20 protein-coding genes and 1 pseudogene are annotated in these 21,849 nt (G+C 67.8%); 12 read left to right on the top strand and 9 right to left on the bottom strand.

Translation table 11 applies throughout. The annotated features are described in order from the left end of the window. The first annotated feature begins 182 nt into the window (after positions 1 to 182). From ACIRQH_RS04050 to ACIRQH_RS04015, 8 genes and pseudogenes are all read left to right on the top strand, one after another. Positions 183 to 1,826, top strand: coding sequence for a M4 family metallopeptidase (locus ACIRQH_RS04050; RefSeq protein WP_404224102.1), 1,644 nt, complete (start codon positions 183 to 185; stop codon positions 1,824 to 1,826). Positions 1,827 to 1,833: 7 nt separating this feature from the next. Further along, positions 1,834 to 2,070: pseudogene (locus ACIRQH_RS04045) on the top strand (MerR family transcriptional regulator); the annotation flags it as partial. 235 nt (positions 2,071 to 2,305) lie between these two features. Then, positions 2,306 to 2,818, top strand: a complete 513-nt coding sequence (locus ACIRQH_RS04040; protein ID WP_358817328.1) for a MarR family transcriptional regulator — start codon at positions 2,306 to 2,308, stop codon at positions 2,816 to 2,818. A gap of 600 nt (positions 2,819 to 3,418) precedes the next feature. Beyond that, the gene (locus ACIRQH_RS04035; protein WP_151471173.1) at positions 3,419 to 3,622 is read left to right on the top strand and encodes a cold-shock protein; all 204 of its coding nucleotides are present in this window, start codon (positions 3,419 to 3,421) and stop codon (positions 3,620 to 3,622) included. A gap of 128 nt (positions 3,623 to 3,750) precedes the next feature. After that, positions 3,751 to 3,951: a hypothetical protein gene (locus ACIRQH_RS04030; protein WP_388937400.1), complete on the top strand. Its 201-nt coding sequence runs from the start codon at positions 3,751 to 3,753 to the stop codon at positions 3,949 to 3,951. Beyond that, complete coding sequence (locus ACIRQH_RS04025) at positions 3,948 to 5,441, top strand: DEAD/DEAH box helicase (RefSeq protein WP_404224099.1); 1,494 nt, start codon at positions 3,948 to 3,950, stop codon at positions 5,439 to 5,441. Before ACIRQH_RS04030 ends, ACIRQH_RS04025 begins: the two co-directional genes overlap by 4 nt. Before the next feature lie 45 nt (positions 5,442 to 5,486). Beyond that, the gene (locus ACIRQH_RS04020; RefSeq protein WP_404224097.1) at positions 5,487 to 5,891 is read left to right on the top strand and encodes a CBS domain-containing protein; all 405 of its coding nucleotides are present in this window, start codon (positions 5,487 to 5,489) and stop codon (positions 5,889 to 5,891) included. 51 nt (positions 5,892 to 5,942) lie between these two features. Continuing rightward, positions 5,943 to 6,251 carry an SCO5918 family protein gene (locus ACIRQH_RS04015; RefSeq protein ID WP_358817325.1) on the top strand — a complete coding sequence of 103 codons (309 nt, stop codon included), beginning with the start codon at positions 5,943 to 5,945 and terminating at the stop codon, positions 6,249 to 6,251. A gap of 105 nt (positions 6,252 to 6,356) precedes the next feature. On the opposite strand, the gene ACIRQH_RS04010 is transcribed toward ACIRQH_RS04015, so the two are convergent. Together ACIRQH_RS04010 and ACIRQH_RS04005 are read right to left on the bottom strand one after the other, a co-directional pair. Beyond that, positions 6,357 to 6,716, bottom strand: coding sequence for a hypothetical protein (locus tag ACIRQH_RS04010; protein ID WP_358817324.1), 360 nt, complete (start codon positions 6,714 to 6,716; stop codon positions 6,357 to 6,359). A 136-nt stretch (positions 6,717 to 6,852) separates the two neighbouring features. After that, the gene (locus ACIRQH_RS04005; protein WP_404224095.1) at positions 6,853 to 7,062 is read right to left on the bottom strand and encodes a hypothetical protein; all 210 of its coding nucleotides are present in this window, start codon (positions 7,060 to 7,062) and stop codon (positions 6,853 to 6,855) included. A gap of 353 nt (positions 7,063 to 7,415) precedes the next feature. Between ACIRQH_RS04005 and ACIRQH_RS04000 the strand changes: the two genes are divergently transcribed. Continuing rightward, a complete protein-coding gene (locus tag ACIRQH_RS04000; RefSeq protein ID WP_404224093.1) occupies positions 7,416 to 8,069 on the top strand; it encodes a hemolysin III family protein in 654 nt (217 codons plus the stop codon). A gap of 670 nt (positions 8,070 to 8,739) precedes the next feature. Here ACIRQH_RS04000 and ACIRQH_RS03995 read toward each other — a convergent pair. The 3 genes from ACIRQH_RS03995 to ACIRQH_RS03985 form a co-directional block, all read right to left on the bottom strand. Further along, entirely contained in the window at positions 8,740 to 9,969 is a 1,230-nt protein-coding gene (locus ACIRQH_RS03995) for a PP2C family protein-serine/threonine phosphatase (RefSeq protein ID WP_404224547.1), read from the bottom strand. A 1,041-nt stretch (positions 9,970 to 11,010) separates the two neighbouring features. Then, positions 11,011 to 11,364, bottom strand: coding sequence for a hypothetical protein (locus tag ACIRQH_RS03990; protein ID WP_404224545.1), 354 nt, complete (start codon positions 11,362 to 11,364; stop codon positions 11,011 to 11,013). A gap of 248 nt (positions 11,365 to 11,612) precedes the next feature. Then, positions 11,613 to 11,960 carry a TetR/AcrR family transcriptional regulator C-terminal domain-containing protein gene (locus tag ACIRQH_RS03985; protein WP_388880002.1) on the bottom strand — a complete coding sequence of 116 codons (348 nt, stop codon included), beginning with the start codon at positions 11,958 to 11,960 and terminating at the stop codon, positions 11,613 to 11,615. Positions 11,961 to 12,570: 610 nt separating this feature from the next. On the opposite strand from ACIRQH_RS03985, the gene ACIRQH_RS03980 reads away from it, so the two are divergent. Further along, on the top strand, positions 12,571 to 14,010 hold the full coding sequence (locus ACIRQH_RS03980; RefSeq protein WP_388879999.1) for an alpha/beta hydrolase: 1,440 nt from the start codon (positions 12,571 to 12,573) through the stop codon (positions 14,008 to 14,010). A gap of 234 nt (positions 14,011 to 14,244) precedes the next feature. Here ACIRQH_RS03980 and ACIRQH_RS03975 read toward each other — a convergent pair whose 3' ends face one another. Beyond that, positions 14,245 to 16,125: a TolB family protein gene (locus ACIRQH_RS03975; protein WP_404224090.1), complete on the bottom strand. Its 1,881-nt coding sequence runs from the start codon at positions 16,123 to 16,125 to the stop codon at positions 14,245 to 14,247. Between the two features lie 477 nt (positions 16,126 to 16,602). On the opposite strand from ACIRQH_RS03975, the gene ACIRQH_RS03970 reads away from it, so the two are divergent. Both ACIRQH_RS03970 and ACIRQH_RS03965 read left to right on the top strand, forming a co-directional pair. Further along, positions 16,603 to 17,013 carry a MarR family winged helix-turn-helix transcriptional regulator gene (locus ACIRQH_RS03970; RefSeq protein ID WP_404224088.1) on the top strand — a complete coding sequence of 137 codons (411 nt, stop codon included), beginning with the start codon at positions 16,603 to 16,605 and terminating at the stop codon, positions 17,011 to 17,013. A 344-nt stretch (positions 17,014 to 17,357) separates the two neighbouring features. After that, positions 17,358 to 18,575, top strand: a complete 1,218-nt coding sequence (locus ACIRQH_RS03965) for an MFS transporter (protein WP_404224086.1) — start codon at positions 17,358 to 17,360, stop codon at positions 18,573 to 18,575. A gap of 27 nt (positions 18,576 to 18,602) precedes the next feature. Here the strand turns inward: ACIRQH_RS03965 and ACIRQH_RS03960 are convergent, their stop codons facing one another. From ACIRQH_RS03960 to ACIRQH_RS03950, 3 genes are all read right to left on the bottom strand, one after another. Next, positions 18,603 to 19,748: a lactonase family protein gene (locus ACIRQH_RS03960; protein WP_404224084.1), complete on the bottom strand. Its 1,146-nt coding sequence runs from the start codon at positions 19,746 to 19,748 to the stop codon at positions 18,603 to 18,605. 163 nt (positions 19,749 to 19,911) lie between these two features. Next, entirely contained in the window at positions 19,912 to 20,775 is an 864-nt protein-coding gene (locus ACIRQH_RS03955) for an ABC transporter permease (protein WP_388879985.1), read from the bottom strand. A gap of 32 nt (positions 20,776 to 20,807) precedes the next feature. Beyond that, positions 20,808 to 21,845, bottom strand: coding sequence for an ABC transporter substrate-binding protein (locus ACIRQH_RS03950; RefSeq protein WP_388935090.1), 1,038 nt, complete (start codon positions 21,843 to 21,845; stop codon positions 20,808 to 20,810). Positions 21,846 to 21,849: the final 4 nt, after the last annotated feature.

Genomic DNA, 21,849 nt, shown 5'->3' with positions numbered 1-21,849 from the left:
AGTCGCTGGGGTTTTCTCTGGGTGTCACAGTCAACTGCCCACGGGATGTCGAGGATTGATGTACCGCGGACCCCCTTCGTACGTTGTCATGCCCCTGCCTTTTCGGGGTGTGCCCTTCATGTAGCTCACACCGGCCGACGCCACACCAGCCGGTAAATCCCCCCACGGAACCTGGAGCTCGCATGACCTCCCGCACCACACGTCACCAGCACACGGCCCTCGCGGCAGCCATCGCCGTCGCCACCGCGGCCGCCCTGATGAGCACCTCGCTCACCGCGTCCGCCGCCCCGCAACTCACCGCCGACTCCGCCCGACCGGCTGCCGCGCCCGTCGCGCTGTCGGCCGCCGCCCGCACCGGCCTCATTCGGAACGCGCAGGCCAGGCTCGCCCGGACGACCAAGAACATAGGCCTGGGCTCCAAGGAGAAGCTGGTCGTCAAGGACGTCGTCAAGGACGCCGACGGCACCGTCCACACCCGCTACGAGCGCACCTACGAAGGACTCCCGGTGCTCGGCGGCGACCTGATCGTGCACACCTCCGAGTCCGGCAGGACCGAGGGCGTCAGCCGAGCGTCGAAGGTCACGCTGAAGCTCGCCTCGCTCACGCCGCGGATCGCCGCGGCCACGGCGCAGAAGCAGGCACTGAGCCTGGCGAAGAAGCACGGCTCGGCGAAGTCCACCACCGACCGGGCTCCGCGCAAGGTCGTCTGGGCGGCGAGCGGCAAGCCCGTCCTCGCCTTCGAGACCGTGATCGGTGGCTTCCAGGACGACGACACACCGAATCAGTTGCACGTCGTCACCGACGCGGCCACAGGAAAGAAGCTCTTCCAGTACCAGGGCATCGAGACCGGCGTCGGCAACACCCAGTACAGCGGCAAGGTCGACCTGACCACCGCGCAGTCGGGCTCGTCCTACACCCTCACCGACGACTCCCGCGGCGGCCACAAGACCTACAACCTGGACCACAAGCAGGACGGCACCGGCACGCTGTTCTCCCAGGACAGCGACACCTGGGGTGACGGAAAGACGTCGAACGCCGCGACCGCCGCCGCGGACGCCGCGTACGGCGCGCAGGCGACCTGGGACTTCTACAAGAACACCTTCGGGCGCAGCGGCATCAAGAACGACGGCAAGGCCGCCTACTCGCGCGTGCACTACGGCAACGCCTATGTGAACGCGTTCTGGGACGACAGCTGCTTCTGCATGACCTACGGGGACGGCACGAACGACAGTGACCCGCTGACCTCACTCGACGTCGCCGGCCACGAGATGAGCCACGGTGTCACCGCCAACACCGCGGGACTGGAGTACAGCGGGGAGTCGGGCGGCCTGAACGAGGCCACCAGCGACATCATGGGCACCGGCGTCGAGTTCGCCGCGAACAACAGCACCGACGCCGGCGACTACCTCATCGGCGAGAAGATCAACATCAACGGCGACGGCAAGCCGCTGCGCTACATGGACAAGCCCAGCAAGGACGGCGGGTCCGCCGACTACTGGACCTCGTCCGTCGGCAACGAGGACGTCCACTACTCGTCCGGCGTCGCCAACCACTTCTTCTACCTGCTGTCCGAGGGCAGTGGCGCGAAGAGCATCGACGGCGTCGACTACGACTCGCCGACCAAGGACGGCTCCAAGGTCACCGGCATCGGCCGGGACAAGGCCCTCCAGCTCTGGTACAAGGCGCTGACGACGTACTTCACGTCGACCACCGACTACGCCGGCGCCCGCAAGGGCACGCTGTCCGCGGCCACCGACCTGTACGGCGCCGACAGCACCGAGTACAAGGCGGTCGAGGCCGCCTGGACCGGGGTCGACGTGCACTGAGCCGTTCCGCGCGATCGGCGAAGCCCGCCTGATCACCCCGCTGCGCTCGACGGGCGGACACCGCCGCTACTCCCGCTACCAACTGCGCATCGCCGCCCGCGCCCGCGAACTCGTCGACGGTGGCACCCCCATCGAGGCCGCCTGCCGCATCATCATCCTCGAAGACCAACTCGAAGAAGCCCAGCGCATCAACGCGGGACACCGTCGCGCCGCCGAATCCGCGGGGACAACGGGCGGGGCCTGAGACGGCCGCGACGGGCAACGGCGTTTCCTGCGGTGCGCGAGGCGCCAGGCCGCGCGGCAGGTGTCGGCGCTCCGACAGAGCCCCACGGGCTGGCATGTCGTCATACGTTTGAGGAGGGATGCTCGGTGCCCACGCCCAAAGCCAAGGGGCATCTGCGGCTGGACCGTGTTTTGGCGCCGTTCGGCCGGGGGTGCATGACCCGGATGAGGAACCGGGCCCGGCGGATGGGAAACGCATGACCGAGCACACCGGCCCCGGCTTCGGTCTCCTCCGCTCCGCGGCCCGCCGGGCCGGCAGCATCGCCGAACTCCTTGATGTCATGTGGGAACAGGACCGCAACGACGGTCGGCCGCCGTATATCTCTGTCTCCCAGCTGCGCGTGCTGTATATCGCCGACCGCGAGAACGGGATCCGCATGAGGGCGCTCACCCGGCTCCTGGGCGCGTCGCCGCCGTCCGCCTCCCGTCTGATCGACCGACTCCAGGCCCTTGGCTTTGTCGAACGCCGCCCCAGTCCCGACAGCCGCCGTGAAGTCGTGCTCTGCGTGACCCACGCAGGCCGTGAACATCTGGCCCGAGTACGCGAGCGGCGGGATCGACTCCTCCTCCAGGCCCTCGACAGCATGCCCGGCCATCAGCGAGCCGCTCTGGCTGAAGGTCTTGCCGGACTGCAGCAGGCGCTGACCGATCACCCCATGCTCCGTCTCCTGGCTGAGGACGTCCCGCCCACGCCGACCTTGCACGATTGAGCCGGCTCCCCGGCGCACAGGTACGCCGGTCGCAACAGACCTGCCGGCCCGAAAAGCCACACCGTAAGTAGAGGGAAGCCGCTCTCGCCGGCATGCCGTGATGCGAACCGGCAGCGTTTGCCCAGTTGGCGGTGGGGTGCCTTCGCGGAGCTTGAAGAGGGTGCGGCCGATGAGCCGGCCGCGGTGCTCCTCGGCGGCCTGGGCGAGCCGGGACGCGGGTTTTCTCAAGGCAACGGGATACGAGTACGGCTCAGCCCCTGTAAGCGGATGAAGCGCTTGATCTCGCGGACGCTTTTTTGGAACGCTGTACTGCGAGTGCGCCAATATCTGTGCTCGCGAGAAGAGAGTTTGCCAGGCTGTGTGCTGAGAGTTCTTGGCGCAATGGCCTGAGTGGAATTACTCAGCCAACGAAGGCCGTTTCGGCGTGCTACTGTCCATCTCAGTTGCAGTTGTGGTTCCCGAAGCTTCAAGTGTTCCAACCCGGCTATTGCCGGAGAGGGCGCTTTTGTATTTCCGGTCATTTCCGGCGGGTTGATCATCGCGACGACACGGTGTTCGCACAGTGCAGGCACCGGTGTACTGCCCCAAAGGAGATATGACATGGCTGCTGGCACCGTGAAGTGGTTCAACGCGGATAAGGGTTTCGGCTTCATCGAGCAGGACGGTGGCGGCGCTGATGTGTTCGCCCACTTCTCGAACATTGCCGCCCAGGGCTTTCGTGAGCTGCTCGAGGGCCAGAAGGTGACCTTCGACATCGCGCAGGGCCAGAAGGGCCCGACGGCTGAGAACATCGTTCCGGCCTGACGCAGACTTGCAGCTGGGGCCCGCATCCCTCGGGGTGCGGGCCCCAGCTGCACGCATTTCCCGCAGTGGTTTCACCTGAGGGGCGGCTCGGAGCGATCCGCAGCTTCACCTCACAAGGTTTTTCGCGGATGCAGAAGCATCCTGAACAACCGAACGACCCGACGCCCGGATTTCACATCCGTACCGCGTCACTCATTTCAGCAATCACGCCCGCACGGATTTCCGTCGGCCGGATTTGCTTTGACATCGGTCCATACTCGAAATTCCGTGCTGCTCATCGCCTGCGGGAATTCCTTGATATGTGCCGTATCGAGGAAGGTTCCGCATGAACCGCACACGTACGAACGACCGTTCTCCCCGTACTCGTAATGGGAGTGCCGACGCAGGAAGGGGCGGCAGCCGCTTCGGCTCGCCGGCACCGCGCCGCTCCGGCGCCCCTGCCCGTTCCGGCGGCTACGGCCGCCGGGTCGCCGCCGTCCAGGGCGAGTTCGCGCTTCCCACCACGATCACCCCCGCGCTGCCTGCCGTCGAGGGCTTCGCCGATCTCTCCATGCCCAAGCAACTGCTGGCCGAACTCGGCCGGCAGGGCGTGAGTGTGCCGTTCCCGATCCAGGGCGCGACGCTGCCGAACTCCCTGGCGGGCCGCGACGTTCTGGGCCGCGGGCGCACCGGATCCGGCAAAACCCTCGCCTTCGGCCTCGCCCTGCTCGCCCGTACCGCCGGACAGCGCGCCGAGCCTCGCCAGCCGCTGGGGCTGATCCTCGTCCCCACACGTGAGCTGGCGCAGCAGGTGACCGACGCGCTCACGCCGTATGCCCGGTCCGTCAGGCTGCGGCTGGCCACGGTGGTGGGCGGGATGCCGATCGGGCGCCAGGCCAGCGCGCTGCGTGGCGGCGCCGAGATCGTCGTCGCGACCCCGGGCCGGCTCAAGGACCTCATCGACCGTGGCGACTGCCGGCTGAACCAGGTGGGCATCACCGTCCTGGACGAGGCGGACCAGATGGCCGACATGGGCTTCATGCCGCAGGTCACCGCTCTGCTGGACCAGGTGCGACCGGAGGGGCAGCGGATGCTGTTCTCCGCCACCTTGGACCGCAACGTCGACCTGCTGGTGCGCCGCTACCTGACCGATCCCGTCGTGCATTCGGTGGACCCGTCGGCTGGTGCGGTCACCACGATGGAGCACCACGTCCTGCACGTCCACGGCGCCGACAAGCACGCCGCCACGACTGAGATCGCCGCCCGCGACGGCCGCGTGATCATGTTTCTGGATACCAAGCACGCCGTCGACCGGCTGACCCAGGACCTTCTCAACAGCGGGGTACGGGCCGCGGCACTGCATGGCGGCAAGTCGCAGCCGCAGCGCACCCGCACCCTCGCGCAGTTCAAGACGGGCCATGTCAGCGTGCTGGTGGCGACGAACGTCGCGGCACGTGGCATCCACGTCGACAACCTGGACCTCGTCGTCAACGTCGACCCGCCGACCGATCACAAGGACTACCTCCACCGCGGCGGCCGCACCGCCCGCGCCGGCGAGTCCGGCAGCGTCGTCACCCTGGTCACACCGAGCCAGCGCCGCGGCATGGTGCGCCTGATGTCGGACGCGGGGATCCGGCCGCAGACCACCCAGATCCGCTCGGGCGACGAAGCCCTGCACCGGATCACCGGCGCCCAGGCCCCGTCCGGCATCCCGGTCGTCATCACCGCACCGGTGACCGAACGCCCCAAGCGCAGCTCCACCCCCCGGGGCCGGCGCCGCCCGTCCGCGACGGCACGCCGCGCGCCCGCACGTCAGACCGTCCTCGACACGGCGGCCTGAACCTTCGTGATCAGGAAGTTGACCCATCTCTGCAGGAGGCACCTTTTGACGCTGGTTCAGATGCAGCCCCGCCCGGTGAGCGCCGGCCTCCTGCACACGAGGGTGGCCGAGGTCATGGACGCGTCCGGACCGCAGGTCTGTGACGACATGAGTGTCGAGGTGGCACTGTCCGTCATGACCGCCGCCCGCACGCACCGGCTGGTCGTCTGCGACCAGGACGGCCATTGCACCGGCCTGGTAACCCGGGCTGAGCTCGCCGCTGTCCGCGCCGGCTCCGCCTACACGGACCGTGTGCGACTGCGCGACCTCCTCGGCGACCACAGGCTGTTCACCTCGCCCGTGACCACGATGGCCGAGGCCGAGCGTGCGATGCGTACCCGCCGGCTCGGTGCCCTGCCCGTGGTCGACGGGCAGGGCTGTGCTCTGGGCGTCTTCGCTCTCTCCAGCTGAACCGCCTCACCCCGGCCGGACCGTTCCCCCGTTCTCTCTCTGTGAGGTCACATGCGCTGTGTCATCGCCCGCTTCCCCTTCGAGCTCACCAAGGTCAGCGTGCTGGAGTCGATGAAGGGCATCAAGCCCGAGCGGGGCACCGGCGAATCCGTGATCATCGGCCGCCGCCAGTACCCCGTGAAGCAGGTCGGCCAGGTCATCACCCGTCAGGACCGTCGTGACTTCAGCGTCGGCGAAGTCCTGCGGGCCATGACGCAGCTCGGCTTCACCTGCCGCACCCTCCCCGAGGCCGCGCCCGTACGCACCCTCAGCGCGCACCAGCATGCTTCCGCGATGCTGGGCACACCCATGTTCGTCTGACCGAGGCAACGGCTGACGAGCCGGCGTCTGGACAGCCGTACGGGGCCCGACCGGCAGGCGCCGGCCGGGCCCACGGTCGTTGCAGGGGGCTCTGCCCCAGGTTGTTCAGTGGTCGGAGTAGCTGAAGTCGCCCACGGTCCAGGCACTGACGTCATTGATCGCCACGCGGTACATGCCGCCCGTCTCGGGGATCCCGACCGTGCCCTGCAGGATCCGGGCGACATGGAAGTGCAGATGCGTGGGCGCTCCGCCCCTCTTCGCAGAGGTGTCGAAGACGGCGGAGAACTCGCCCAGGCGGGCGGAATCCGTCAGCACGTCCGACACCCGCTGCCTCCACACCTTCTCGGGTGCCAGTCGGCCGGTGATGACAGCACCACCGGTGACCACGGTCAGGGACATCTGGTTACTCTGCCCGGACTCCACCAGGGTGGCGACGTCAACGAGCAGCTCGTCAGGCTGGGACATGGCGAAGATTATATTTACCGCGCACCGGCTCCGTGACGGGTGGCGAACGGCGGGTGCGAAGGGTGTTGACACGGACTTGGCGCGTGAGCTCGGGGGCGACCGCGGTGGCGTCTGCCCGGCGATCGAAACGCGCCCCTCAGATGCCCGTCCAGGCGTCGAGGAAGGCTTTGCGTCCGGCGGGGTCGTCCGATCTGCGGTCCGCGTGCAGGACGTGCCAGGCGGTCAGTTCGAGATCCCGGAGCCACAGTTCTCCGATGACCTGGGTCTTGAGGTCGGGAAGGTGGTCGGACTCCGCCAGGGCTTGGCCGAGCACCTCCCCGGCTGCCGCGCGTTGGGGCGGCGTCATCTCATCGACAGCCGAGAGGATCTGTCGGCTACGGGAGGGCTCAGTTCGCGGCAGGAGGAGGAGCAGCGGGTGCCGGAGTCCGGACAGCGGCGAGAGGGCCTACACCAAGCGAGGTACAGCCGGCTTCGGGCCGACCTCTCGCAAGGCTGACACGCGAAGTCTCCTAGCATGAGCACATGATTGCCAGTGACGCCCAGGAGTCCGGGGGAGAACGGGAAGCCCCGTCTCATGACGCCGTTGAGGCCAAATATGTTCACGCCGCTTCAGACGGTGGAGAACAGCGCGCAGGCGGGCTGCCTCATGAACCGCAAGGTGACGGCGCAAGAGGAAATGGCCACTCGGTCACCGCTCTGGTGGAGCAGGCGGCCGACTTGGCCGAATCGGTCAAGCCGAAGTTGCGCGGCTGGCTCCATGCAGGCATGGTCCCCGCCTCACTGATCGCCGGCATCATCCTCATCTGCCTTGCCCCCACCCCACAGGCGACCTGGGCCTGCGCCGTGTACTCCGTCACCGCCTGGATGCTGTTCGCAACGAGCGCCATCTACCACCGCGGCACTTGGGGGCCGCTCGGTGAAGCCCTTCTGCGGCGTCTGGACCACGCCAACATTTTCCTCATCATCGCGGGCACCTGCACCCCCTTGGCCGTGCTCCTTCTCCCGCCGGACCAGCGGTCCGTGCTGCTGTGGATCGTGTGGGCGGGCGCACTGGCCGGCATCGCGTTCCGGGTCTTCTGGGTCGCAGCCCCGCGCTGGCTGTACACCCCGTGCTACCTGGCCCTGGGATGGGCGCCGGTACGGTACCTGCCCGACTTCCTGCACACCGGGGGAGTGGCCGTGCTCGTCCTGATCGTGGCCGGCGGCCTCCTTTACAGCGCGGGCGCGGTCGTCTACGCCCTCAAGCGCCCCGACCCCTCACCTCGCTGGTTCGGCTTCCACGAGGTGTTCCACGCGCTGACGATCGCGGCGTTCACGGCGCACTACGTCGCCATCTGCATGGCCGCCTACTGACTGCGAGCTGCCTCAATGCGAGGTGGGCCCTTCGCTGGGGAGAACCTCAATCGGTGATGACGCCGTCGCCAACGCCGACCACGACATCATGGCCCCAATCGTCAACTCATAAGGACCGGAGCGTGAATGCTTGGGGGCGTGAGTGTTTGCGGAGGTCCCGGATGGTCCCTTCGATGGTCGCAGGGGGGCGGAGGGAGACACAGACACGAGGACCCGCACTCGCCTCGCCCGTCGACTGTCGCGGCAAACCCGGTCACGGTCGGGGTCACACCGGAATTGGATCAGTGCCCGGCCGGCGTATTGCCCCCCTTCCACGGACGACTTCGACAAGTGGACCGCTGTCCTGGATGCGTGGGCGAGGCCGATTTGATGACGTCGGCCTCGTTTCCCGGGCCGGCTGACCCACTCCCGCCGGCTGCCTCCGCAGCTGCGCCCCGGGTGCGAACAGGCCGACGTGCCTGACCTGCGCCCTGAGCAGCAGTCGTCGAGGCCCGCGTCTGGAGTGCCCCGCTACCGCCCTGAAGGCGGCGCACCGCAGAGAGATCCGATAGCAGTCCGCTATGCCCCGGCTCAGATGCCACGACGATCGACTTGCCGCCACCGAGACGCTTAGTCCGAAATGCGGCTGGCTCGTTGGAAGTGTGCAAGCGCCGGGGGTCTTGCTGTGTGCTCACCGGTCAGCCGTAGGCACTCCTGCTAGGGGTGCGGCGCTCGTGGCCGTGTCTACTCGGGGACTGAGCCATTCGCACAGCAGGATGGTGGCGTCGTCCTGCAACTGATTGTTGTGGTGGCTCAGGTGGGCGCGGGTGAGGCGGCGGAGAGTTTCGGGGACGGAGAGGCCGTCGGCGTGGTGACGGATGAGGAAGTCGGTGAAGCGGCTGAGGCCGAATTCCTCGCCGCGGGTGCGGGCTTCTGTGATGCCGTCGGTGTAGAGGACGATGCGGTCCCCGGGCTGGAGCTGCTCGCGGCAGACGGTGGTAGGCAGGTGTAGGTCGCTGCCCATGGGGTGGGCGGGCGGGCAGTGCAGGAGCGTGGTCCAGCGTCCGTCTCGGATGACGACGGGGGGATGGTGGCCGCGGTTGACCCAGGTCAGCATGCCGGTAGCGGTGTCCAGGTTGGCCAGGATGCCGGTGACGTACCGTGAGGGACCGAATTGTTTCAGCAGTACCTGTTCCACGGCGTCGCCGAGGTCTTCCAGGGGGGTGCCCTGTCTGCGGTGGTTGCGGCAGGCGCCTACGGCGAGGTTGGCGGTGAGTCCGGCCGCAGTGTCGTGGCCCATGGCGTCAAAGATCGACAGGTGGATGGTGTCGCCGGCGGTGGCGTAGTCGTAGGCGTCACCGCCGATTTCGTAGGCGGGTTCCATCACGGCGGCGATGACCACCCGGCCATCGGCGTAGCTGCGCGGCGGCATGAGCGTCCACTGCATCTCGGCTGCGACGTTCATGGGCTGGACGCGGACCAGGCGGGCATAGGCGTCGCTGGTGTCCCGGCTGCTGACCACCAACATCGCCACTAGGGAGGCCAGCGCCAGCATGTCCTCGCGGACGTCCTCGCCCTCCTCGTCGGTGGCGATGTGGAGCACGCCAAGGCGTTCGGTGCCGTCCAGCAGCGGCACCCACCATCCGTACCGGCCGTCCTCGCGCGCAGTGGGCAGAACGCGTCCGTACTGGTACGCCCGGCCGGCCACGGTGCCTTCGACCGCCAGTTCCGTCGTGCTCCCGGACGCGGCTTGCGCGGCGTCCTGACCGTGGCCGGTGAGCCGTCTCAGGACATGGCGCTGCAGGTCTCCGAGGTAGATCAGTACGTCATGGAGACCGGCCGTCGCGGCGTGCTCGGCCACCCGCGAAGGCAAACGCTCGAACGGCATCAGGTGGCTTTCGGCCAGCAGCCCCGCCAGCATGCGCCTCACCGTGCTGTCCCGCTGCGTCACGAGGAGCCTCCTGTGTCTCAGCCGCCCCCGGACCCATCTTCTCTCGTTTACCTTTGCCCCCCCCGGATACCTTTGCCCCCGGTGGCAGTCGCTCCGCCATCGATACCGCCGACGGACCGGGACACGGTGCGCTTTGCGGTACAACCAGCGCGCAGAGAGGCCGGGGCGGTCGACGACCCGCTGCGCAGTGTCGTCGACGCTGGTCAGAGCCAGAGCCAGAGCCAGAGCCAGAGCCAGAGCCAGAGCCAGAGCCAGAGCCAGAGCCAGAGCCAGAGCCAGAGCCAGAGTCAGAGCCAGCAGATCCATACCTGTTCATGCGCCAGGCACGGCGTCAGCGCCAGGCTCGGCTGATGACCTGCGCTCTGGCCACGGCGACGGCCGTGGCCCGAGCGCAAACGCAGAGTGCGTTCAGGGCGGCATGGGCGACGCGAGGACGTCCGGCCGAGCCTCCGCCCTCCGGCCCGATGCGTGCAGGCCGCGCGCCGGCCATCGCGCTCCGGCGCGTTGCTCCGTTGCCGGGAACTCAGCGTGGTTGCGGACCCTGCGCTCGGCCGACGGGTGCGTCCGGCCATGCGCGTTCGGGTATGGCGGGAGCGGAATCCCGCTGCGGCGGCATGACCCGCTGGAGGTCCCTGTGGATCCGCTCGGCCTCACCGCGCACCTGAGCCGGAATGTCACCGCGCTCCGTGACGAGCTGTCGGTAGATCGGGGCATCCTGGAACACGAAACAACGCACCTTTCCTGTCGGCGCCTCACGCCGGACACGGAGGCGGCAGCCGAGTCTACGGCCCGCGCGGCCGGACCCCCGCCGGATCAGAAGCGGACACCGCGCAGTCTCGAACCGTGGACCCCGTGTCTGAGAAGTGCCATTAAGGCAAAGCGCACCCTTACTCCCCGCTCAACTTTTTGAGATGGTCATCGGGAACACCTGACCAAGATTTTCGGAGGTCGCTCTCTGAAGGTCAGCGCCGCCTTCCGCGAGCATGCGCGACAAGGTGGTAGTAGTCGAGTTCACCGATCTCGCCCACCTGCAGGGGAAGATGGTCGCCATCTATCACCGTAAGCCTGAGCGTAGAGAGCCGTTTGCCGAGAAGCGACTCTCTTCGGGAGCCGGTTAATGAGCAGAATTTTATTCTTCCGCATGCCGTCCACGGTTGCGAAAGCAAGATCGTAGGCGACGATCAGAGGGTCTCCTGGGGGCATTGCCGGCAGGAGGTCCTCGTGTATCAGATTGTCCTGACGCTCGACGACGCAGGCATCCATGCGTTCATTCAGTCGGTATATCACCGTATTGACATATCGCTTTGACTTCAGCTCCCGAAAGGCTCTGATGCAGCGATCATCCACGGTAATGAGATTTTCCATGATGCCGCCTTTCTGCCCGGGATGCTTTACGTGGGGAAGACCACGGCAGAGATGTTCCTCCGTTCGCATCACGGAATACTGTATTCGTAGGATCGCTGCGCTCAGATGAGTTGTTTGAGCAGGGAGTCAAGGCCGGCAGCAAGGCCCGCGGGACCTCCGTGTTCCGCCAGGGCGGGGGCCATTGCACGGAGTCGTGGAAACTCCTGGGCGGAAAGGCGGTGAAGCCCCAGCCGAAATGCCGGTTCCGGCTAGGCCGGCTCGTCCTCCATGGCCCGCAGCTCGACGAGTAGATAGCCAAGGACCCACGCGGTGAAGGCCCGGTGAACCAAGACGCTTTGGCGATCATCGAGTCCCGCGTCCTGCAACAGAGCCAGCACACGCTCGTCGCTGCGCAGTACCGCGGGCGCGCGACGGGCCAGCGGCGTCGACAGCAGCCGTACCATCTGCGTCGCGGGGAGGATCGCCTTCGGCGTGCCCTCCGCGTCGACCACCAAGACCGCGGGCAACCGTTGCTGGGCCATCGACCGCGCCGCCGCCAGGGCGTCACTGTCGAGGCAGACCGTCTCGTACTCCACCGCCAGGGCACGAGCCCGCACGCTCAGCTCCCCTATCACCTGCCGCAGCTGCGAGTCCCGATGCTTCGGCAACCGCCGGGAGCGAGAGGCGCAGCGGCACGATACGGCCGCCGCCGAGGGTGCCGGCCCGGACGCACAGTGAGCGGTCACCGAGGCGCGAAGCGACCACCAGGGTTCGCCCGGCGCTGACCAAGACCAGCGTCAGGCCATCGCCCTCAGCCGGCCCGAGAGACGGCGGCCGACGTCCTCCTGCCGCACCGTGTGGGCCGCCGCGCCACCGCACTCGGTCCGATGTAGGCAGGCGGTCCCCCGAGGGACAACCGCGGAACCTGTTCGGGTGCGCAGCGGGTGCCGAGCGTACCGGTGCCGTGGTGAGGTGAATTCAAGATCGCGGGACCTCCGGCATGGGTGGCCGGCTCACATGGGAAGGAATCCAATGCCCGGTCTGATATCCGGACGGCGCGGCAGCATGGCATCACGCGCCGCCGCGCTGGCGGCGTGCGTGTTCTTCATGACTGCTGCGGCCGCGCCGCAAGCCGTTCGTGGCGGGGGAGACGGGGAAAGCGGGGGATCCGGGCTGGATTGGAAGCCGTGTGAGGAGCCTGCCGAGCAGGGATCCGAATGCGCGACGTTGACGGTCCCGCTCGACTACGACCACCCGACGGGGAAGGTCGTCGATCTTGCCGTGATCCGGCGCAAGGCCACCAGCCCGTCCGAACGAATCGGTTCGCTGTTCTTCAATCCCGGCGGACCCGGCGGAGCCGGCACCGACGCTCTTCCGGCCTGGTACGACCGCTTCTTCCCCGCTGAGCTGCGCAAGCGCTTCGACATCGTGAGCTGGGACCCGCGCGGCGTGGGCCGCAGCACAGCGGTGCGCTGCTTCGGAGACGCCGAGGAAGCGACGGCCTTCTGGGCACGGCAGCCCGTCGGATTCCCGGTGGGCGAGAAGGAGCGGACGGCCTGGTTCGCCGGCAGGGCGGAGCTGGCCGAAGGCTGCAAGAAGCGCGCCGCGAACCTGCTGCCGTACGTCTCCACGTACTACAGCGCCCGTGACCTGGACCAGTTGCGCCAGGCCGTGGGAGACAAGCAGCTGCGCTACTGGGGTCTGTCGTACGGCACGTTCCTCGGTGCGGTCTACGCCAACACCTTCCCCGACAAGGTGGGCGGCCTCATCCTGGACGGCAACGTCGATCCCCGTAACTACGTGGACGGCGCGATGGACAGCGAGCCGGGACAGACCACGTCGTTGCGCATGGGATCGGACCTGGGTTCGGCCGACACTCTGGACCAGTTCCTCAAGCTGTGCGGCGAGGCCCCCGCATCCCGCTGTGCGTTCTCGGCGGGCAGCCCCAAGGCAACCCGAGCCAAATACTCGGACCTGATGCGACGGCTCCAGCGTCACTCGGTGGGTGAGTGGACCTACGCCAGGACCGTCACGGAACTGAGGCAGGACCTGTACTTCGTCCACCCCGGCTGGACCAGCGCCGCGGAGATGCTGCAAGCGCTGTGGCAGGAGCGCGAGCCTGAGGCAGCCGCGCCCCCTCCGGCAGGAAAGTACCCCGGAACCGAGCAGGAGGCCGCCGTGGTCTGCTCGGAAAGCCCCAACCCCCGTGTGCTCAGCCGTTACGCCGAGCTCGACGCGTTCAGCGCCGAACGCGCGGGCGACCTCGGACACCGCTGGGTCTGGGACTACGAGTGGTGCGGGCAGTGGCCCGCCACGGCCGCCAAGCGCTACACAGGCCCGTTCGACCGGCCCACCGCCCACCCGATCCTCGTCGTCAATCCCGTCTACGACACGGCCACCTCGTATCAGGCGGCCCAGGCCATGACGAAGCAACTGGGCGACGCCCGGCTGCTGACCCTGCAGGGCTACGGCCACACGGCCCTGCTCAACCCCAGCACCTGCGTGAACGACTACGTCATCCGCTACCTCACCACAGGTGTCCTGCCGCCCTCCAAGGCCACCTGCCGACAGGACACCCCGCCCTTCGCCCCGGTCATGCCGACAGGTGGCATCGCAACGGGCGGCGGAGGCCTCGTCAACACCCAGCACGCCGACCTCAACGGGTAGATGGTGGCGGTCTACTCGTGGCGTGTGGCGATGCCTCGCCGTTGTTTGAGGCGGTCGAGGCATCGCTCGACGGTGTTGCGCTCTTGTAGGCGTCCCGGTCGAGGGCCGGTGGTCTGCGGCCCCGGCTGCCGCGACGCTGTCCGGCTTCCTGCGGGGCCTGCCCGGCCCGGACAACGGGACGCGGATGACGCGGATCTTCCAGCACCCGTTCATGGTGCCGCCTTCGCGCTCAGTTCACGTGGAGAGGACATCCTGCGTGAGATAGAGCGGCATGGAGTCCTCCCACTGGCTGTCCGTCAGCATCCTCTTGTCGGAGCCGTCCGCGTTCATGCTGTAGATCTGGCCGTAGGGCTGGAAGGTGTCGTCGTACAGGGCGGCTTCTTCCCGGAAGCCGTACATGCCGCTGTTGAAGAGGATGCGGCCGTCGTAGTTCCAGACCGCGTGGCCGTCGTTGGCGCCGCTGGTCGTCAGAACCTTCAGGCCGGTTCCATCCGGCTTGATGGTGCATACGTCGAAGTTGGTCGGGCTCGTCTTTCGAGTGAACAGGATGAGCTTGCCGTCCCAGGACCAGTCGGGCAGGTTGTCGGACTCCGTGGTGAGGACGGTGGTCGCGCCGGTCCGGAGGTCGAGGATGCGCAGCCCCATCTCCTGGCCCCACACGCGGTAGACGATCCGGTTGCCGTCCTGCGAGTAGCTGGGGAAGCCGGCGTTGACGGAGCCGTCCGTGAGTACTTGATGCGAGGACCCGTCGCTGGGCACGCGTACCAGCACGGCGCTGCTCGTCGCGCGGGTTTGGAACCAGCCGCCCAGACCGAACGCGATCCACTTGCCGTCGTGCGACCAGGCGGGGCGGAACGCTCCGGCCAGCCCCTTCGCGACCATCACCGGGTCGAGGCCGGACGCGGCGCTGTCGAAGACGACCTTCTGGTCGGAACCATTCGCGCGCATGGTGACGATCGAGGAGTTGCCGAGCTGCTTGTTGGTGATGGCCAGGCGGCCGTCCTTGGACAGCGCGGGGAACACGTCGCAGAAGCGGTAGTCCCAGTCCGCGTCCCAGCTGTAGAGAGGAGCGTCGAGTGCGCGTGTCGTGTGGTCGAGCTTCTCGTAGATCACCGTCTTCCCGTCCGGTGACCAGACCGGGGAGCGCAGTGCCCGCTTGACGGACGGTCGTGTCCCCGAGACGTAGGCCAGGCCCTCGTCGGCTCCGCCTTTGACGAGGTATCCGATCTCCGTCGCGCCCACGTACTGAGGGGCGACCTTGAGGTTGGGTCCGGAGGTGTGCTCGACACGTGTGCCCGTTGCCACATCGACGGAGACGATCTGGGACTCGACGGTCCCGATGGCCTCGGGGCGGTGCGCCCCCCAGGTTCCTTCGACGGTGATCTCGTAGAAGACGATCCGTGAACCGTCGGGTGACCACTTCGGTGAGCCGAGGCAGTATCCGTCGCGGGTCGCGACCTGCCGAAAGCCCGTGCCGTTCGGCCGGATGATGTAGATGCTCAGTTCCTGGGTGTGCTCCCAGCCGGTGCCGTTGCCGTGACCGCGCCAGGTCGTGTTGCGGTCGCTGGAGAAGGCGATCCACTGGCCGTCGGGCGACCAGGAGGGCCGGAAGTGGCCGTCCGGGGCGGCGGGGTCGCCGGCGAGTGCTGCGGTGCCGGTCAGGTTGGTCAGCTTCTTCGTGGTGAGGTCGAGGAGCCAGATCTGTGTCTTGTGGTCCCCGCTCGTGGTGACGAGGGCAGCCTTGGTGCCGTCGGGCGACGGGACGGCCCAGTCGTTCATCGCCGAGTTGACGACCAGGGGTTGAACGCCCGAACCGTTGATGCCGGCCCGGTAGAGGCAGGAGTTGCCGTCGCCCGTCCGCTCGGATGTGAAGAACACCGAGGCGCCGTCGGAGGAGAAGGCGGCGTGGTAGTCGAACGCCGCCTTCTGCAGCAGCGCGCGTTCGTTGGAGCCATCGGCGTCGGCGAGGTAGAGGGCGGACGAGGAGGGTCCGATGCGGTTCATCAGCATCACCCCCTTCTTTCCGGAGGCCGCTGCGGCCACGGCGAATGGCTGGGGCAGCAGTGCGGCGCCGGCGATGCCCGCGCCGGCCGTGAGAAACGCTCGACGCTTCATGTCGGGTGACATCGCTGTCTGGGTCCTTTCGTTGGGGACGGACGTACGACCGCTACTGGAGGGCCACCGGGCACCACGTGATGGATGGGGCCCGGGGGAGTGGGGAGAAGCCCCGCCGACTGCGGCCCAGCTCGGTTCGAAGGAGGCGCTCGGTTCGTAGGTCACGTGCATCCACCGCACGGATTGTCGAACAAGTTGGGCGTGACCGTAACACCGGGGAAATTCGCTCACAAGAGATCCTGCAAAAACGTGGGTCGTTCATCGTCGCGCCGCCGACGATTGCCACTTATTGTCAGACAATCGAGCGGCGTTGAGGCGATCGATGTCTCAACTCCCGCGGTGGCACGGGCTCGTTAAACTCGTGACGTCACGGAAGCGAGTGTCCGAGGTCTGCGAGGGATGGCGATGGCTGAGAGCTCGGACGACGGGGCCGTCCTGGCGCGACTGCGTGCCGTCACGATGGGGCTGTCACGGCAGATGCGTCAGCCGGCGGGTGCCGAGACACCGATCACGCCGTCGCGCTATTCCACTCTGTGGACGGTCGGCCGGTTCGGTCCCTTGCGGATGACCGACCTGGCGCGTTTGGAGAACGTCAGCAAGTCGTCGGCCACGCGCATCGTGAGCAACCTTTCGGCGGACGGTCTGGTGGAGGCCGCGCCGGACGCGAACGACGGTCGGTCCACGCTCGTCGCGATGACGCCCGCGGGCAGGAGGGTCCTCGCGGAGAGCTCGGAGCGTACGGACATGGTTTTCCTTTCCCGCCTCGCCGGCTTCTCCGAGGCCGAGAAGGTGATGCTCGAGGCTGCCGTGATGCTGCTGGAACGGCTGGTCACCCCCGCTGAGGGGGAGCGGGCGAACGAGCGGGAGCGCGGAAGGACCGACGCGTGAGGCACTACGCGCGATTGTTCCGCTTGTGTACTTCTTCTCGCAGCTCGGTGCACTGACAAGGAAGTTGCCGACGGTCCGGCGCGCGTCCTGCCCGGCCCGCCGCGCCAGGAACTCCCGACCACAGCCTGCCAGACCCCATGGCGAATCAGGGTCTTGCCTCCCCGTGCGTGCGAGGAATACCGTTCGACGCATCGCTCTTCCCTGCTCCAACTAGTACCGAACCAGAACTTTTTCGAGTCCGGCAAAACGACGCTCTCCTCCCGGATCCGGCGTCGATCGAAGTCGGTGACACTGAAGGGAGCTTCATGCCGTCCCTTCGACAGCAGCCTGTCGGCGCCGCGCGCATGGGCAGCTTCACCTCGCTCAGGATCCGCAACTACCGCCTGTACATGGTCGGTCAGTCGATTTCCGTGGTCGGCAACTGGATGCAGAGCATTGCCGTGGGCTGGCTGGCGCTGCAACTCACCCACAGCGGCACGATGCTCGGTGTCGTCACTGCCGCGCGATACCTGCCGGTCCTGCTCCTGGGGGCCTGGGGCGGCCTGGTGGTGGACCGGCACGACCGTCGCCGGATGCTCACCCTCACGCAGGTCTGCTTCGCCCTGCAGGCCGCGCTGCTGACAGTGCTGTCGTGGGCCGGGTGGGTACAACTGCCGATGCTTGTCGCGATCATGCTGGTGCTCGGCTTCATCAACGTCTTCGACGGCCCCGCGCGCCAGAGCCTGATCAGCGAGTTGGTCGACCGGGAGCAGATGCCGAACGCGATCGCCATCAACTCCACGCTCGTCAACACCGCGAAGCTCGTCGGGCCGGGCCTTGCCGGAGTCATCATCGCCACGCTCGGGGTGACTCCATGCTTCGCGCTGGACACCCTGTCCTTCCTGGCCGTCATCGCCGGCCTCGTTGCCCTGCGCGCCGGTGAGATGCGACCTGCCGAGCGGGAGGTGCGTGCGAAGGGGCAGATCCGGGCCGGCATCGCTTACATCTGGCGCACGCCCGAACTGCTCCGGCCGATGGTCATGGTGTACGTGACGGGAATCCTGACCTGGGAGTTCCCGGTGACTCTCCCGCTCTTCACCACTTCGGTCCTGCACGCCGGGCCCGAGGGGTACGGTGCCGCGACGGCTTTCATGAGCGCCGGAGCGGTCGTGGGCGAGTTCTTGGCGGTGCGCCGAGCCGGCGTCACCATACGGTCCCTGTCCGTCTCGGCAGTGATCTGGGGAACTCTGATCTGCGCCGCTGCCATGGCCCCCGATCTGCCGCTGACACTGGCCGCCCTGGTGCTTGTCGGCTCCGGGTCGATCACGTTCAACGCGTCGGCCAAGACGCTCTTGCAGGTGAAAGCTGCACCGCAGATGCGGGGGCGCGTGGTGTCCATCTGGTCGATCGGCTGGATGGGCGGCACCGTCATCGGTGCTCCGACTGTCGGGGCCGTCGGAGCCGTGGGTGGCCCGCGCAGTGCTCTCCTGGTCGGCGGGCTCGCCGCGGTGGCCGTCGGACTCGCCATGCTCGTGCTACCGCTCTCTGACGAGCGGCGCATCGCGGGGGCGGGCCGGCGGTGACCGGCCGGCCCCCGCGACAGCACGTGATCAGGAGGGGCCACGTCCGGCTGCGAGGCGTGGGGAACGGACGCTGACGCAGTCGGGGTTGGGGACGGCCACGGAGGTACCGGTATCCATGAGATGTCCGGATCCCGGGTTCACGCGGAAGAGGTTGACTGTGCTGCTCGCCTCGTTCGCGACGAACAGCCAGTGCCCCTCGGGGTGCAGGGTGAAGCTCCACGGTGTGACACCGCCGCAGGGCAGGCGCTGGGTCTCGGTGAGCAGGCCGGTGCCTGGGTCGACCGCGAAGACGACCAGTGCGTTGTCGCCGCGGTTGGAGGTGTAGACATGACGCCCGTCTCCGCTGATCGCCAGTTCCGCGGCACTCGTGGTACCGGCGTGGCCCGGCGCATTGGTGGTCAGGAGTTGACGGGGCGTCACCACCCCGGCTCTGGCGTCCCACCGCAGGACCTGGATGTCCGCGGTGAGTTCGTTCAGCAGGTAGAGCGTCCGCCCGTTCGGGTGGAAGACCAGGCGCCGCGGCCCCGAACCCGGAGCGGTGGCATAGGAGCGGGGGCTGTCGGGCGTGGCGCAGGACAGCCGGTGCGAGCTCCGGTCGTAGTCGTAGACGAACACCCGGTCGGCGCCGAAGTCCGCAACCAGGCCGAACCTGCGGCTCGGGTCGATGACCACGTGGTGGGTGTGCGGGCCGGCCTGCCTCGGACTGGGTCCTGAACCGGTGTCCTGCATGCTGGAGGCCACCGCACCGAGCCGGCCGTCGCGACCGACGGGGACGGTCACCGCGGAGCCGGTGGCGAAGTCGGCGACCAGCAGCGTGTCCGCGTCCTCGTTCAGCCCGATGTACGACAGGCCGCCGCTGCCGCCGGGCACGGCCTCCGTGGCGATCTCGCCGGTTCGGGTGAGGGCTCCGGACGTCTCGTCGATGCGGAACGTACGGATGAATCCGCCTGGTTCGCCGCCTGCGACGTACAGGACGGGTCGGGTCGGGTGGGCGGCCACCCAGTTCGAACTGACCTGCGCCACGGCGCCCAGGGAGGTCATGGTGCCGTTGGCGGGGTCGAACCGGACCGCGTGCACCTGGCTCTGACCCCATGTGCCGATGTAGAGCAGGTCACCCCGCTGCTTCGGGGCGGCGGCCGCCGAGGTGGCCGAGAGCAGTGGCACGGCGGTCACGGCCGAGGCGGTGACCGCTGCCAGAACGGCTCTGCGGGAAGGCCGCCGGGGAGGTGGCGGCCAGCCTCCCGGGGGGACGGACGGTGAGGTGGTGGCATGTTCGTTCATGGGCGGGCTGTCCTTTCCCGAATATGGGGTGAGCGCGGTGGACGCCGGACGTGGCTCAGCCCTTGGGCTGCGAGCGGCGGGCTGCGAGACCGAGGCGTTTCAGCGCGTAGGAGTCCAGAGCGGTCAGCACACCGTTGAGACCGAGGGTCAGTGCGACCAGGACGATGAGGCCGGCGAACTCGGAGGCGGCGTCGAGGTTCTGGGCCGCGGTGAACAGTTCGTGCCCCACGCCCTCCGAGGAGGCGATGAACTCACCGCCGATGACCCCGAGGATGGCGAGGGGTCCGCCCGTTTTGAGGGCGGCGAAGAAGGGAGCGGCGAGGGTGGGGATCGTCACGTAACCCAGGACGTGGTGCCTGCGGCCACCCATCACCTGGACCACCTCGACGAGTTCGCGTTCGCGCAGCCGAAGGCCGAGGTAGACGTTGTAGAAGACCACGAAGGCGACACCGGTCATCGCGATGGTGATCTTCGACCAGGGGCCGATGCCGAAGAACAGCAGGAACAGTGGGGCGAGTGCGATCTTCGGAATGCCGTTGATGGCCGCTACGAGGGGTTCGAGCACCCGGCCCAGCAAGGGGAAGGAGCCCAGGACCAGGCCCATCACGGTTCCGGCGGCCACGCCGAGTCCGAAACCGGCCAGCACCTCGACGGTGGTCACCTTGATGTCGGTCCAGCCGGATGCCGAGCTGAGCATCTTGGTGAGGGCGTCGTAGACGTCGGCGGGATTGCTGACCGCGTACTCGGGAAGGACGGGGCCGCTCAGCACCTGCCACAGGGCCAGGGCGATGACGATCACCACGATGCGCAATGCGATGACCGCAGGGGGGCTCTGCCAGACGTCGCGCGCGTTCCTGGCGGGCCGTTCCACGATGTCGGGAACGGGCTTGGGTACGGCCTTTTCGGTGACGGTTGGCATGTTCTGCTCCCTTCCGGTGAGGCTCGGCCGGGTCACGGCAGGTAGGTGTTGGTCCAGTTGTCCGAGGACACGCTCGCGTCGGGTACGGCACCGATGCCGTCCTTCACGAAGGCCAGGGTCTTCTTCCAGCCGGCGTCGTCCTGCTTGGCGCTGTTCGGCCAGTCGACCTGCTTGACGGCTTCGCTCAGCACGTCGTCGGGCACGCCCGGCAGAGTCTTACGTGCCGCGGCGAGCACGCTCTTGTCGTCGGCGGAATGGGAGTCGAGGTAGGCGGTCGCCTGCTGGACGGCGGTGGCGAAACCCTTCGCCACCTTGGCGTTGGAGTTCGCGTAGCTCTTCTTGACCACCACGACCTGGCCGTAGCCGGCGTCGCCGTAGGACCACTCCGGAACCTTCATCGGGTCGGCCACCACGACGCCGTCACCTTCGTGCTGCACCTGCAGCGGTATCGGCTCGGAGGTGATGAACCAGTCGACCTCCCCCTTGACGAGGGCCGCCTTGTCGGCGGCAGGGCTCGGCAGCGAGACCCACTTCAGCTTGTCCGGGTTGACGCCGTGGGCCTTGAGGAAGATGCCGGCCTCGGCCTTGGTGTTGGCGGAGCTGGCGCCTGCCGTCGAGGAGGCCAGGGCCTTGGCCACCTTGTCCGCCGGGCTGTCGGTGGTCAGGTCGTGCTTCTTCGCGAACTCGTCGCTGACCACCACACCGAGCGGGTTGCCGCCCCCGTTCGTGGCGATCGACAGCTCGGGCAGGCCCTTGGAGAGGCCGGCCAGGAAGCTGGTCGGACTGGAGTTGAGGAACTGCACGGACCCCGACTGCAGGGCCGAGGTGCCGGTGGCGGCGGTCAGCGTCACATACTTGATCTTGATGTTCTGCTGGGCGAAGTAGCCGTTCTCGTCCGCCAGGCGGATGGACAGGTCGAAGACGTTGCCGCTCACACCGACCGAGACGGTCGTCTTGCCGTCCGAGCCGACGGACGATGCGCCGTCGTTGCCGCAGGCGGTCAGCAGTGCGGCACCGCACATCAGGGAGGCGGTCAGAGCCAGGGGCGTGCGGTTCGCGCGGTACTTCATGGGA

Origin of the sequence: Streptomyces sp. NPDC102279 (assembly GCF_044766365.1) — a bacterium.
In the GTDB taxonomy this organism is placed as follows: domain Bacteria; phylum Actinomycetota; class Actinomycetes; order Streptomycetales; family Streptomycetaceae; genus Streptomyces.
This window is presented reverse-complemented; position numbering and strand designations above follow the sequence as displayed.